At 39.6% G+C, this 14,111-nt stretch carries 11 protein-coding genes; 8 read left to right on the top strand and 3 right to left on the bottom strand.

The window, feature by feature from the left end; genetic code table 11:
- Positions 1-525 precede the first annotated feature (525 nt).
- Positions 526-1,503: a hypothetical protein gene (locus tag BCELL_RS18650; protein ID WP_013490339.1), complete on the top strand. Its 978-nt coding sequence runs from the start codon at positions 526-528 to the stop codon at positions 1,501-1,503.
- A 113-nt stretch (positions 1,504-1,616) separates the two neighbouring features.
- Entirely contained in the window at positions 1,617-3,290 is a 1,674-nt protein-coding gene (locus BCELL_RS18645; protein ID WP_013490338.1) for a TcaA NTF2-like domain-containing protein, read from the top strand.
- 700 nt (positions 3,291-3,990) lie between these two features.
- On the opposite strand, the gene BCELL_RS18640 is transcribed toward BCELL_RS18645, so the two are convergent.
- A complete protein-coding gene (locus BCELL_RS18640) occupies positions 3,991-5,766 on the bottom strand; it encodes an SLC13 family permease (RefSeq protein ID WP_013490337.1) in 1,776 nt (591 codons plus the stop codon).
- Positions 5,767-6,146: 380 nt separating this feature from the next.
- On the opposite strand from BCELL_RS18640, the gene BCELL_RS18635 reads away from it, so the two are divergent.
- The 5 genes from BCELL_RS18635 to BCELL_RS18615 all read left to right on the top strand — a co-directional run bounded on the left by BCELL_RS18635 (position 6,147) and on the right by BCELL_RS18615 (position 9,717).
- Positions 6,147-6,551 (top strand): hypothetical protein, encoded by a 405-nt coding sequence (locus tag BCELL_RS18635; protein ID WP_013490336.1) that lies wholly within the window; start codon positions 6,147-6,149, stop codon positions 6,549-6,551.
- Positions 6,552-6,728: 177 nt separating this feature from the next.
- The gene (locus BCELL_RS18630) at positions 6,729-6,968 is read left to right on the top strand and encodes a hypothetical protein (protein ID WP_013490335.1); all 240 of its coding nucleotides are present in this window, start codon (positions 6,729-6,731) and stop codon (positions 6,966-6,968) included.
- A 47-nt stretch (positions 6,969-7,015) separates the two neighbouring features.
- Positions 7,016-7,864, top strand: a complete 849-nt coding sequence (locus BCELL_RS18625) for a sugar phosphate isomerase/epimerase family protein (protein ID WP_013490334.1) — start codon at positions 7,016-7,018, stop codon at positions 7,862-7,864.
- Between the two features lie 250 nt (positions 7,865-8,114).
- A complete protein-coding gene (locus BCELL_RS23090) occupies positions 8,115-8,573 on the top strand; it encodes a glycine zipper domain-containing protein (RefSeq protein WP_041808410.1) in 459 nt (152 codons plus the stop codon).
- A gap of 964 nt (positions 8,574-9,537) precedes the next feature.
- Complete coding sequence (locus tag BCELL_RS18615) at positions 9,538-9,717, top strand: hypothetical protein (RefSeq protein WP_013490332.1); 180 nt, start codon at positions 9,538-9,540, stop codon at positions 9,715-9,717.
- Between the two features lie 186 nt (positions 9,718-9,903).
- Here BCELL_RS18615 and BCELL_RS18610 read toward each other — a convergent pair whose 3' ends face one another.
- Entirely contained in the window at positions 9,904-11,661 is a 1,758-nt protein-coding gene (locus tag BCELL_RS18610; RefSeq protein ID WP_013490331.1) for a Rieske (2Fe-2S) protein, read from the bottom strand.
- A gap of 202 nt (positions 11,662-11,863) precedes the next feature.
- Here BCELL_RS18610 and nagZ point away from each other — a divergent pair, with 202 nt between their 5' ends.
- Positions 11,864-13,018, top strand: a complete 1,155-nt coding sequence (gene nagZ, locus BCELL_RS18605) for a beta-N-acetylhexosaminidase (RefSeq protein ID WP_013490330.1) — start codon at positions 11,864-11,866, stop codon at positions 13,016-13,018.
- 394 nt (positions 13,019-13,412) lie between these two features.
- On the opposite strand, the gene BCELL_RS18600 is transcribed toward nagZ, so the two are convergent.
- A complete protein-coding gene (locus tag BCELL_RS18600) occupies positions 13,413-14,021 on the bottom strand; it encodes a guanylate kinase (RefSeq protein WP_013490329.1) in 609 nt (202 codons plus the stop codon).
- Between the last annotated feature and the right edge of the window lie 90 nt (positions 14,022-14,111).

Here is a 14,111-nt window from a genome sequence, read left to right as displayed (position 1 = left end):
CTATGCAACCCGAGAGAGTAAAACTGAAGAGCTGAAGGTCATCATACGAAGGCAATGCTGCCCGAGAAACCAAAACTGAAGCCGCGAAGGTCAACATACGAAGGCAATGCTGCCCGAGAAATCGAAACGGAAGTCGCGACGGTCAACATACGAAGGCAATGCTGCCCGAGAAACCAAAACTGAAGCCGCGAAGGTCATCATACGAAGGCAATGCTGCCCGAGAAATCGAAACGGAAGTCGCGAAGGTCATCATACGAAGGCAATGCAACCCGAGAAATCGAAACGGAAGTCGCGACGGTCATCAAGCAACTAAGAAAAATGCCTCCAAAGCTATTCAAGTGTCTTCCTAGATCTTTTTGACTACTGAAAAGGTTGAAGATTCCTGTTGTCGAAATATTCTAGACACTTTTTCTTACTAAAGTCTTATTTACTTAGCTGTTTATTGCTATAATAACCACTATGTGTAAGTGGGAAACTTGTATAGAAAGGAATGGTGAGAATAAATACCTAGAGGAGGAACAGATATTGAAGGGACTTATGTATGTTATATTTATTTTTTTATTCTTATACTTAGTTGGGTGTAATGATGAGACAGAATCTATAAATGCCCAGGACGATGAAGCGGATACAGAAGAAGAGCAAGTTGCCAATAGTGAAGATGGCGAGGAAGAGAACATAGAAATAACGGGAGTTTTAAGAGATGACCAATCTGAAATCGAGGAAGAGTCTTCAGACGCGGAGCCTGAGTCTACAGAAACAAGTGATCTAACAGGTTATCCTAGAATGGGAGATCCTCAAGAGGAATTTTTGGATTTCTACGGTAATTATAACGAAGATGCGACTAACTATGGGATGGAAATCAACTATACGGATGACGATGATGTAGATCATAGGTTAAGATTTTTCAGTACTTCGTCTTTTCATGGTCCTGATAGAGAGGTCATCTACTTGGAGGCAAGAATAATTACATATCCAGAAAACACGATGGAAAAGATCGAGATGTATTTACCGGATGACGCTGAATTGATATATATCATGCCGCGGGATTATTCCATTGCGGTTTACGCATTGGATAACGACCAATACGTAGAAGTGAAGTTTAAGCGAGAACCGTATTATCTTACCGATAAGATTGAAGTAAACGTTGAGTATGACTATGACATAGAGAGAACAGTTTATGAAAGATTTTATGAATATATAAGCTTTGGGTATCAAACGTATCCAGATCGAGTGTTACTTACAACAGCCGAGCAAATGAATGACGTGATAATGGGAAATAGAGAGTATGATGATTTATATGATGTGACATGGAATGAATTATCGGCACGTCATCAGGAGGTTTTCGCTAAAGGCATCGGCTTCTATACGTTAGATGAGGAATTCTATAAAGCAGCCGATTATCTAGAATATATGAAAGACAGGAATAATGAAATAACCATGTCTTTTGATAAGTTATTAAATTTGCTAGCAAGAGAGCACCAACTTTGGTTGTATGAAGAGTAAAACTAAGTTGATAGTTTTATAAAACAAGGTTTGTGGACAAAACTAGAAAACGAGTTTGTGAAGCAATAATCAACATTGTGCCAAAAAAACATAATAACTTGAAGGAGAGCAATATGGGGAAAAAATTATATTTTATTTTTATCGCTATCATGTTAGTGGCATGTAGTGATGATACGGATGCTGACAGTGAGCAAGTTGAACTTAATACAGATACTGAACAAACTGAGAATACAATTGATCCAACAGATACAGCGTTTCATTCGATAGAACAAAAACAACTAACTTTAGATTACGGTTTTTTCCCTGACATGAAGGCATACCGGGTTTCTGATAAAGCAATTTTTACTAACCAGAACATCGACAATTTTGATAGTGAGACAGTATTTGAAGTAGCAGGCCTTTATTTAAATAGCCCTGCGAGTGTTGAGCAAGATGAAGTGGCACGATTTGAGGCATCAGTATTTGCTATTAATGAAGGCGCTATTTATTATGATTTACCACAAGGTTCACAAGAAGTAAGAGGGCTAGCAGCAGAAAAATATTTTTACCAAAACAATGCGCATCGCTTTGATAGTGAGCTAGAAATGTTTAATGAAGTTTCGCTGATGGCATTTGATCCAATAAAAAATCATGTCGTACATGGGCAATTTCATGATGGTGACTTTGAACTTTATGATGGGACTTCAAGTATTGGAAAGCAAACAGATGTTGAAGAGGCGCTTTTTTTACAAGCAAGTGATGGGTATGCGCTGTTTAATTTTAAAGATAACACAGAAACAGTACAGAATCACTTATACCATTATGAAGAAAGTGAACATCGCTTACTAGAGAGCCGCGATAAAAATCTAATATTAGGAAAAATCGATGGTGCTGCTCCAGTATTCTCTGTAAATCCTGATCAAGGGAAGATGCATTGGTACGATGTGTTGACAGGCGAGTTCCATCTATTTTATGAAACTGCGAAAACAGCGGACTCATTCGAGGTCGAATTTAATGAAGCAGGCGAGTGGTTTGTTAAATATTACGTGTATGACACGAATGAATTTATCATTGAGACGCCAAGGCTATTGATAGATGGGTTAAACAATGTGAGAGATGTACATTGGGTAGGCAAGGACCACATTATTTTTTCAGAAGAAGAGGCGTTAGTTCTCGTTAACGTTGCAAATGGTGATTTTGAAGTCCTTGTTCAAGGGGAGACGAATGGAGGATTGGCAGTTGGGGCTAACCACATCGTCTATTCCTCAGTCTTTGGCCCGCCATATATCATTCAAATAGTAGATGAGTCTAATGTAGACCACTATGAGTCTTTAACAATGCACGAATCAGGCGCTACGACCGATAGTGAAGAAATCGAAGAAAGTGCCGGAAGTATGGACGAGGATAAACAGGAAGAGGAAAGAGCGCCTAAGGAAAAAGAGGTAGACATAGAGACGGCACTTTCTAATGCAGTTGGTCGTTACCTTAATAGCTTAATAAAAGCGATCAATGAAAATGACTTTGCCTATGTTGAGCCTACTTTAACTCACGATAGCGCACTTTACCATGATCAAATAGCGCTAGTCAATAGAATGGATGACCTTGGAATCACGCAGGCGTTAGTTGGTTATGATGTCATTGACTATGACTTGCATGTGACGAGCAACCAGCACATCGTCACTGTTGTAGAAACAATTGATATTATCCAAGCAGATGGCTCTAATGAAGTGAGAGATTTTACGTGGAGTTATACTGTTGATGAGAATAACAATCGATTTACGTTAAGCAAGATCGAAAGTCCGGAGTAAAAATGAGGAGTATGGGTCATGTATTATAATGGCATAGGCAATGACGCACGAAAAAGCTGTAGTTTTGGAATGTTGTGTGTCATACGAAGCCAATGACACGTGAAAAAGCAGTGGAGCCAGCATAATGTGTGTCATACGAAGCGAATGACACATGAAAAAGCCGAAGAGCCGAAATAAGATGTATCATACGAAGTCAATGACACGCGAAAAAGCCGAAGAGCCGAAATAAGATGTATCATACGAAGGCAATGACACATGAAAAAGCAGAAGAGTCAGCATAATGTGTGTCATACGAGGTCAATGACACGTGAAAAAGCAGTGGAGCCAGTATAATGTGTGTCATACGAATCGAATGACACATGAAAAAGCCGAAGAGCCAGAATAATGTGTATCATACGAATCGAATGACACATGAAAAAGCCGAAGAGCCGAAATAAGATGTATCATACGAAGTCAATGACACATGAAAAAGCCGAAGAGCCAGCATAATGTGTATCATACGAAGCCAATGACACGCGAAAAAGCAAAAAACCAAAATAAGACGCGTCATACAAGACCAATGACTACTATCACCGCGCGACCACTATAAAAAAACCATTTATAGTGGTCTTTAAGGGATTGCAGCGGCTACGCACATTGCTTAAGGTTGACTCAAAAGGTAAAAAATCGACCTTTTGAGTCAACCTTAACCATTTTATTATCAAACTAGCCAAACGAAATATACGATGATTACCGTTACGATCAAGTAGAGGATATTGAGTGGGATCCCTACCTTTAAATAATCAGAAAAGCGATAGCCCCCTGGTCCATAAACGATCAAGTTAGCTTGGTAGCCGATTGGTGTGGCAAAGCTCGCTGAAGCAGCAATGGCAATTGTCACGAAAAAGCTCATAGGGTCGACGGACAGCTGATTTGCAATTGCTAGTGAGATTGGGACCATGAGAACGGCTGCTGCATTGTTTGTAATAACCTCAGTAAATAACGTGGTTAGTAAATAAATAGCAATGACGGCGCCGATGATCCCGACCCCTTTCGTAATGTGAATGAAAGATTGTGCAATGAGAGCGGCGGCTCCAGTTTGATCTAATGCAATCCCAATTCCTATCGTACACGCGATTAATAAGAGGACATCGAACTGAATATACTTTTTCGCACCTTCAAACGTTATTGTTTTCGTGAAAAATAATACGATAACAGCTAATAAAGCACTTTGAAACATAGGTAAAATGTTAAAGGCAGCTAAAGCTATCATGCTAATAATAGTAGATAATGCAATAATAGACTTTCTAGAATCGACAACCTCCGGCTCCTTTAATGGAGAAATTAAGTAAAAGTCACGGGAATTTGTCCACCGTCTTTCAAAGTCTTTGTTACTTAATAGGAGTAATGTATCTCCAGGCTTTAATACAATATCGCCGACTTTATCATTAATTCGTACATCTGCCCGATGCACGGCAACGACACCTGCACCGTATTTACTGCGAAATTTACTTTCTTTTACAGTTTTTTGCGCTAACGACGATTGGTGTGACACGACAGCCTCCATCAAAGAGGCACTACCATTTTGCAAGTCCTCTAGCTTTAAATTCGTTCCAGTTTCTACACGAAGTCCCTTTATGTTCTGTAAGTCTACGATTGTTGATAAAACACCTGTGAAAATCAATTTATCGTTCGCCATTAATTTTTTATAGGAAGGAACAGAAGCGGTTCTTTCTCCGTTTCTAATAATCTCTATTAAATAGAGTCCACTTAACTCTCTTAATCCTGCTTCCTCAATTGTTTTCCCTACTAAAGGAGAGTTTGCTTCCACATATGCCTCAGACAAATACTCGCGGGAGCTTTCCTCAAACGACTCCTCTGAAGTTCTTCTTGATGGTAAAAGCTTATAACCGATCGTGACCATATAAATGATGCCAAGAATCCCCGCCGGTAAACTAACAATTGCTAGTTGAAACATCGAAAAACCGTCTAATCCTTGTTCAAGCATAAAGCCATGGATTACGAGATTCGTAGAAGTTCCGATCAACGTTAAGGTACCTCCGAATATCGTTGCATAAGATAGTGGTATTAAAAACTTAGATGGGGCAATATTTCTTTCTTTACACCACTTTCTAACAACTGGTGTAAACATGACAACGATTGGTGTGTTATTTAAAAATGCAGATAATCCGGCCATCGGACCCATCATTTGAACGAGTGACTTTCTTGGACTTTTTCCACCGCCAAGTGATTTAGTGACAATTTGGTTTAAGACGCCGCTTTGCTTAACAGCCCCCGCCACAATAAAGAGGAGAGCAACGGTGAGCATTCCTTCGTTAGAGAAGCCTCTTAAAGCATCGGCTGGTGATAATATGCCACTTAACAGAAGCGATGCTAATGCGATAAAAACGATAAAAGCTGGCTTTGCAATCTCTTTCGCTAAGGAAACGAGCATGAGCAACACGACAATAATGACAAATGTGATTTCGAAAGTCATTTCTCTCTCTCCTACCTATAATTTATGTAAGATGATTCATAATAATTCCTATTTGTTTACTATGGATTGAAATTGTATAAAAAAAGGACATGCTCCCAATCAAAACGGTTGTGAGAACATGCCTTTGGTTAGTCCAATCAGCATATTTAGTTGATATATATTGATATTATATTAATTCGATTATTCTGATATGTCAACTAAGAATTTTATTCTCTCACACTATATATGGTATTCGTCCATTCTTCTATGGTGATGGTAAATAGAGGGAAATTACCCTTTGAGAAGCCCAAATTCGTGAGAGACGACCATCTCCCCTCCTTTTTTCATTATGACGCATACATAAGTAGCGAAAAGTATAGAAGAGAAAAGGAGGAACATGCATGCTACGTCGCGTCATTATTAAAGAAGAGTTTGTTGCTATTACTGGCGATTACAAGCTGGCCATCGTGCTCAATCAGCTACTAGAATATGCACAGCAATATGCGTCTTTCGTTCATGTGGAGTACGAGGAGGAAAACGGTCAAAACATACCTTTGATTGTAAACACCGGTGGTTGGTTTAACGTCACCTCAGAGGAAGTTGCACGGCAAACATTAATGAATATTTCATCAAAAACAATGAGGGAGTATATTAAAGCGCTAGTGAAAAAAGGTTGGGTAGAGGAAAGAGATAATCCGAGCCATAAATGGAATCGAACAAAGCAGTATAGGGTAAATCACGATCAAGTGAGAAAAAGCTTGCTACATGTAGGGTATGATTCAACCGTTCTTACAATAGAAGGATGAAGAAGGGGAGGTATCAAAATGCTAAGCAGGTCTATTATAAAAGAGTAGTTTGTCGTATTAACAGGCGATTATAAGCTCGCCATAATTTTAAACGAGCTTCTACGGTACTCTTTTGAGCAGGAGGGACAAGTTCATTTTGACTATGAGATCATAGACGATATGGAGGTGCCTATCATTGTGCCCTTTGATGGCTGGTTTACTGTTTCAGGTATCGGTCTTGTTGCACCGATGATGAAGCTTGCACCTAAAACGATACTTTGCTACATCAAAACGCTCGTGAAAAATGGCTGGTTAGAGGAAAGAAGCACGAGCAAATTTCGTTGTAGTAAAACTAAGCAATGGAAATTGAGACAGGATAAAATAACTGCCGATCTTGTTAGCAAAGGCTATAGAGCAAATGGAGCTTTCTTGAGCTAACCTTCTGCTGTATAGTGAAACTATAATAGTACGGGGAGGCTACGGATATGTTAAAAGGATTGACGAGTGCAGGATTAGGCGAGTTCAAAGACATAAATTCATTTATTAAGCTAGCTTCGCGTTACGGTTTTCAAGCGATCGATACAGACAGTGAAGCCATTAAGTGTTTCATAGAGTCTGAGGGGACTGCGGGAGCGAAGCTTTTTTTACAGGAGCATCATATTGAAATTGTAGCGATGAACTTACCTGTTGAATGGAGAGAGTCCGAAGAACAATTCCGTAATGATTTGCCAAAGCTAGTAGAAGCTGCAAAATCTGCTTTTGATGTTGGATGTAAAGCATGTACAACGTATATTTTACCGTCAACTGATTATCATTCAGCACAATTTATGGCTGTAGCAACGAGACGCTTGCGGACATGTGCACAAATATTACATAACTACGGCATACGTCTTGGACTTGAGTTTGTTGGCCCGCATCACTTAAGAACAGCATGGAAAAATCCGTTTATTTGGGATTTACAGCAAACGCTTGATTTTATAGAAGCGATCGGGGAAAAAAATGTTGGACTTCTTATCGATGCATACCATTGCTATACAACAAATTTAAGCAACGAATCTCTTACAAAATTGAGTGCAGATCAAATCGTTCACGTTCATATTAACGATGCTAAAGATATTCCGGTACACGAGTTACTCGATAATGACCGTCTTTTTCCAGGGGAAGGCGTGATAGATTTAAGTGGGTTTTTACGGGCATTAAAAGCCGCTGGTTATAAAGGCGCTGTTTCGCAGGAGGTTTTAACTGCCACAGCACCTACTGAACCAATCGAAGGCCTATTGGAAAAATCACAAAAAGCATACACGACCATATTTAAAAAAGCAGGATTAGAATAATAAATAAGATTTTTTTCTGAAAGGGATAAGCTTTGGCGTTGGAAATGATGCCACGCGTAGTAGCGACAAGGGTACTCACTACTACTTTAAAGACAAGTGGCATCATTTCTTCACCGCATCTAAGGAAAGACTAAAAACAAGCTTCTCCAAGCTCGTAGTTTTTCTTATGGAACCCTTTCTTTACAAAATACGTAAATAAAACAGCAGCTACTTTACTAGCATCTTATAAAATGAAATGGGGCGACATATAATGGAAAAAAATAAGATGGAAAAGCTAAAAGAGATGTTAGAAGAACTAGAAAGTATAGGTGATGAAAACGTTAAAAAGAAGCTCCAACTTAAACAAAGTAGTAAGTTAATCGTAAAGTTAGATTCTTTATCCGAAGAATGCGAAGAATGCCAACACCATTTCGATGGATTTGAAGACCATATACATCAATTAAAAGCTGGCGACTTTAATGAAGATAGTTTAAAAAAGCATAAAAAATTCCTTTATAAAGTTACTTCTCATCTACAAAAGAAGCACAAAATAGTGTCAGAAGGCTACTATATGAGTATTTTTATGTCGATTGGTATAAGCATGGGGGTTGTATTCGGTCTGACCATCTTCGATAATATCGCACTCGGAATCCCAATCGGTCTGTCAATGGGGCTCGCGATAGGAGCGGGAATTGACGCAGACTCAAAGAAAAAAGGGTTAGTTCTATAAACATGTTTACGTATACAAGCGAAGAGGTTTGCTCCATGCATCAAACAGAGCAAAAAAGCCACTGGATAAGTTGATCTATACTTTTCCAGTGGCTTCTCTTTTTACAGAGTAAGTCAACCTCTTTTAGCAATAATGGGAGCCATCGTAGTGACTTTAATAGGCGTGTTTAGACAAGAGGATGACACATGAAAAAAAGCAAACAAGCAAATAAAGCGTGTCATACGAGAGCAATGCCACATGAAAAAAAGCAAACAAGTGAATAACGCGTGTCATACGAGAGCAATGCCACATGAAAAAAAGCAAACAAGCAAATAAAGCGTGTCATACGAGAGCAATGCCACATGAAAAAAAGCAAACAATCGAATAACGCGTGTCATACGAGAGCAATGACACGTGAAAAAAAGCACACAAGCAAATAAAGCGTGTCATACGAGAGCAATGCCACGTGAAAAAAAGCAAACAAGCGAATAAAGTGTGTCATACGAGAGCAATGACACGTGAAAAAAAGCACACAAGCAAATAAAGCGTGTCATACGAGAGCAATGACACATGAAAAAAAGCACACAAGCAAATAAAGCGTGTCATACGAGAGCAATGACACATGAAAAAAAGCAAACAAGCAAATAAAGCGTGTCATACGAGAGCAATGCCACATGAAAAAAAGCAAACAAGCGAATAAAGTGTGTCATACGAGAGCAATGACACATGAAAAAAAGCAAACAAGCGAATAAAGTGTGTCATACGAGAGCAATGACACATGAAAAAAAGCAAACAAGCAAATAACGCGTGCCATACGAGAGCAATGCCACATGAAAAAAAGCAAACAAGCAAATAAAGCGTGCCATACGAGAGCAATGCCACATGAAAAATAGGAAACAATCGAATAAAGCGTGTCATACGAGAGCAATGCCACGTGAAAAAAAGAAACAAGCAAATAAAGCGTGTCATACGAGAGCAATGACACATGAAAAATAGGAAACAATCGAATAAAGCGTGTCATACGAGAGCAATGCCACGTGAAAAAAAGAAACAAGCAAATAAAGCGTGCCATACGAGAGCAATGCCACGTGAAAAAAAGAAACAAGCAAATAAAGCGTGTCATACGAGAGCAATGCCACATGAAAAAAAGCAAACAAGCAAATAAAGCGTGTCATACGAGAGCAATGCCACTTAGAGGCAGACTCAAAAGGAAAAAATCGACCTTTTGAGTCTACCTTGAAGACTCTAACTCCCAAAATCAAACAAAATCAATCCATATCCCAATCTCATTTCAAATCGAAAACTCAACTCCCAAAAAACAAGCATCATACAGTAACACCACGTAATTAGCTTAATCCTCAAACAATTTTTCCCCACGGTGTAGACGCATGGCGATTTTCGCTGTATGTGAAACCTCTCTTGCAGTAGGTGCATGGGCAGCTAAGTAGCGGGCTGCAGCAATAATGAATGTGTCTTTTGCATCATCTGCGAATGGCGTATCCTCCTCATCCCAGAGCTCATGCTCCATAATGGCAGCCTCGTAAACTTGGAATGTATGAAATTCCGCATCCTCGCGCAGAAGTGAATGTCCGAGAATATTAAATAGAGACATTCGATCACCGCCACTAGCTAAATAGTTTACGACCCATTTAGCAGCTTCATCTGTCTGCTGTTGTTGATTGAGTAGCTCTAAAAACGCATCAACTTTAGGTGGGTCATCTAGCACAGTTGGCTTTGGCCTTCTTGCGGAAGGGATATTGAGAAAACGGTCAAGATATATCGTCATTGCCCCGTGGAAAATAGCGCGTGTTAGCTCAATTGTTGAAGATCGTCTTAGCATTTGGTGTACAGCGTGCGCGTGTGTAAACGTGTGAAGGACAGTGTCCCAATCACGAAATTCATTTTGAACGTGAAAGCGAGCAATTCTTTCGGTTGCAGCAACTGTAACTAGCTTCGCTAAGCGCGTAGGTGTAGCACCCTTCTTTAATAAGGAAGTAAGCAATTCAACAGTTTCTAGAGGTTTATCACTAAGTAACTGATCGACAATGCTTCGTTCATCAAGGGCTACTTGATTTTTCTCAGAAGTGTTTATGTCAAAGGTAGCGATTTGTTCAAAAGCGTTTTTTAGAGGTGTTACTAAATCGATGGGTGATTGCCAGCTATGCGACTCTTCACTTCTTGAAGCGTTGCTCAGCTCTGGTAGTAGAGAGGTGAGAATATAGTCTGTGTTTGTCGCATCGAGCTGGTCAACCATTTCAAATGCTTTGTTGTGAAAATCTAGCGTATGTCCAATGTTCATGTAAAAGTGGTCTGTTATCGCTGTCATCATCATCCTTGATAATTCCTCTGTAGAAGCACCGAGCTCAATTGCAGTGAGTAACACTCTTTCGGCACCTTGTACATCACGAACTTCAATGTTATTTCGGTACCACTTTGTTAGCTGGGGTAAGGATGGCTGATTTTCCTCCGTCTTTGTTGACAATGGACCTAGTAAAAAACGAGTTCCCATTCCAGCACTTTCCCGAGAGACGTGAACGAGTCCTTGATACAAAGCGAGTATTTTTCCATTTTTATCGAGGTATGGTAATACATTTGTCATTGCTGTCAAAATCGTAAGTCCCGAACGCCACCCGTTCCAGCGATGTTTCGTTCCAAATTCTACACCGATTTTTGCAATATTTACTGGCGGCTCACCAGCTTCCATTAGTCCTACTACTGCTTTGGCAATTACGAGGCTTATGTTTTGTTCAAGGCCGTCCTTTAAACGGGCTTTCAGTTTATTAATCGTTTGCTTTTGGTGTGGCTCTGTTAGTACCCAAACATCTCCACCCTTGATTTCTACTGGATAAGTAGGAACATCATCGGCCCAAGGATCCATCGTACCACCACTTTTAATGTCAAAACGTGCGTGATGCCAATGACAAGTTAATATTCCGTCACACGTACTCCCCATATGAAGCGGAAATCCTAAGTGTGGGCAACGATTATCAACGGCATACACTTGGCCATCTTCATATAGTGCTGCAATACCATGCTTTCCACCTTTAACTACTTTAACAGTGCTCTCCTTTAATTCATCGAGTGAACAAACATACACTTTCTCAGACATCCAATCCCCTCCTTATTTTCATTCAAACTACTAAATGTAATTAAAAATGGCAACGCTTACTTATAAATAAATAGTATCACAAGTCATTCTATTTATGTTTTAAGAACAGTAAGAGTTTTAAATATATACAACGTGCAAACGTGGACAAACGAGACTAGGTAAAAAATACCGAGCAGTTCTTAAAAGTTGAGGTGTGTAAAAAATGAAATATTTCATGTTACTTGTCATATTTTTTACTATCATTGGCTTCTCCTCGAGAGAAGGAACGGACCTAAATCGTGAGATAGACGAAATGACATTAGAAGAAAAAATCGGACAAATGTTTATCATCGGCTTTCATGGTACAGAAGTAGATGGTCATCTAGAGAAAATGTTGAAGGAAAATCATGTAGGAGGCGTAATTTTATTTTCTCGAAATATTAGTAATCTAGAGCAATTATTTTCATTAACTAACGGAATAAAGAAAGAGAACAATGACGGTATTCCGCTGTTCATATCGATAGATGAAGAGGGGGGAAGAGTGAGCCGTTTGCCTGCGACTGCTACGAAGTTTCCACCAAATGAGGTCATTGGAAAATTAGAAAACAAACAGTTGTCCTATGAAGTAGGCTCTATTATCGGGAGGGAGTTATCTGCTTTAGGATTTAACATGAACTTTGCACCGGTGCTCGATATTTATAGTAATCCTGATAACGAGGTGATTGGTGACAGAGCGTTTGGAGATAACCCTAAAATTGTGAGTGAGCTTGGCATATCTACGATGGAAGGCTTGGCCGATCAATCAATAATTCCAGTCGTGAAGCACTTCCCAGGGCATGGTGATACGGAGGTAGACTCTCATTACGGATTACCGCAAGTTAACCATACGCTCGATCACTTAAAAAACTTTGAGCTCCGACCGTTTCAACAAGCAATACAGCATGGTGCTGACGCTGTGATGACCGCCCACATTACGTTTCCAAATGTGGATGATACACAGCTACCGGCAACCCTTTCAAAAGTGATGATTAACGATGTATTAAGAGAGAAGATGGGGTTTGACGGCGTCGTCATAACAGACGACATCGTCATGGAAGCGATAGCAGCAAACTTTTCTGTAGAAGAGGCAGTATATAAAGGCATACAAGCCGGAATCGATATATTTCTTATATCAAGTGACGTTGAAGCGCAACAACAAGCAATGGATGAATTACTGCGTATGGTGCATGACGGTGAAATACAAGAAGAGCGGATTGATGAAAGCGTAAAAAGAATATTACAGGTGAAAAATAAGTACAGTTTGACAAGTAATCCTAAATCAATCAACGAACTAGATAAAGTCGGTGTAGCATCTTGGGAGAAAATGAAAAGTCGTTGAGTAAAGTGAATGGAAAGTGCCTTCTGGCTACGAACAAAGGAAAAGTGACTTTAAGCAGGTCGTTGAAGCTTATGTGCATAAGGCAATTTATCTGCCAGCGCGTACTCAGCTGTTCTAAATCGTAGTGGGAAATGTGCGAAGGAAAGATGTAGCCGCGCCACTTTCTAAAGGTAAGATGAGCCTTTCCATAAGTTACATTAGTCACAGCAATGGCTTCACACGCATTTTCCTAAATATCTATACGTAGTAGCGTCTCAAATAACTACGCTGGCGATTGTAAAATGCTAAAAGGGTGCCACAAAAGGTAAAAAACAACCTTTTGTGGCACCCTTTTAAGAACATAATCGCGAGGCTCATCAATTGAAATCAGCCCAGCTTCCTCGAGGATGATTGCTTATAATAGCTCTTTTTTTGCAGCTTTTTCTTCTAGCTTTAATTTGAAGTAATGCTCGATTGTGTTTGTTACTTCAAAGGCGATATGATCGAGTTTGTAGTTTTCAAATATGTGTTCGCATTCCTCTTTATATGCCATATCTTGATCATAGTGTGCTAGGTGACGCTCGATAATCTCAGGCGTGTCACCTCTTTCTTTTTGCCTTTCCATAACAGTATTTCTGTCCGCATAAACGAAAAAGCGTATCACTTTATCACCATATAGCTTTTTAAGAATTTCGGCACCTTCTGTATTTAAAACGAGATAAATACAGCCTTTTTCTTCAAAGGTGTTTTTAATGTCTTGCTCTTTAATTCCATACAAATTACCGTCCACTTCCACGCTTTCAAGAAACTCCCCATTGTTTCTTGCAGACTCAAACTCATCCTTTGAGATATAGTGATAGTCTTCTCCTTCTGTCTCGTAGTGACGACGTTCGCGTGTAGTGTAGGAAATGACGCCTTTCATGTGTAACGTGCTTTCCCCAACAAGCTTTGAAACAGTCTTTCTTCCAGAACCATCTGGGCCTGTAAAAACGAAAATGATTTCTTTTTCCTTCAGGCTATACATCCGGTTACCCTCCTTAAATAGATTTATATCACTCAGACTAAAGATAGCCTGTGTTGAACATCATCAATTTATAGAGATCAGAAAAACGTC

The sequence above is a fragment of the Evansella cellulosilytica DSM 2522 genome (assembly GCF_000177235.2).
Taxonomy (GTDB): Bacteria; Bacillota; Bacilli; order Bacillales; family Salisediminibacteriaceae; genus Evansella; species Evansella cellulosilytica.
This window is presented reverse-complemented; position numbering and strand designations above follow the sequence as displayed.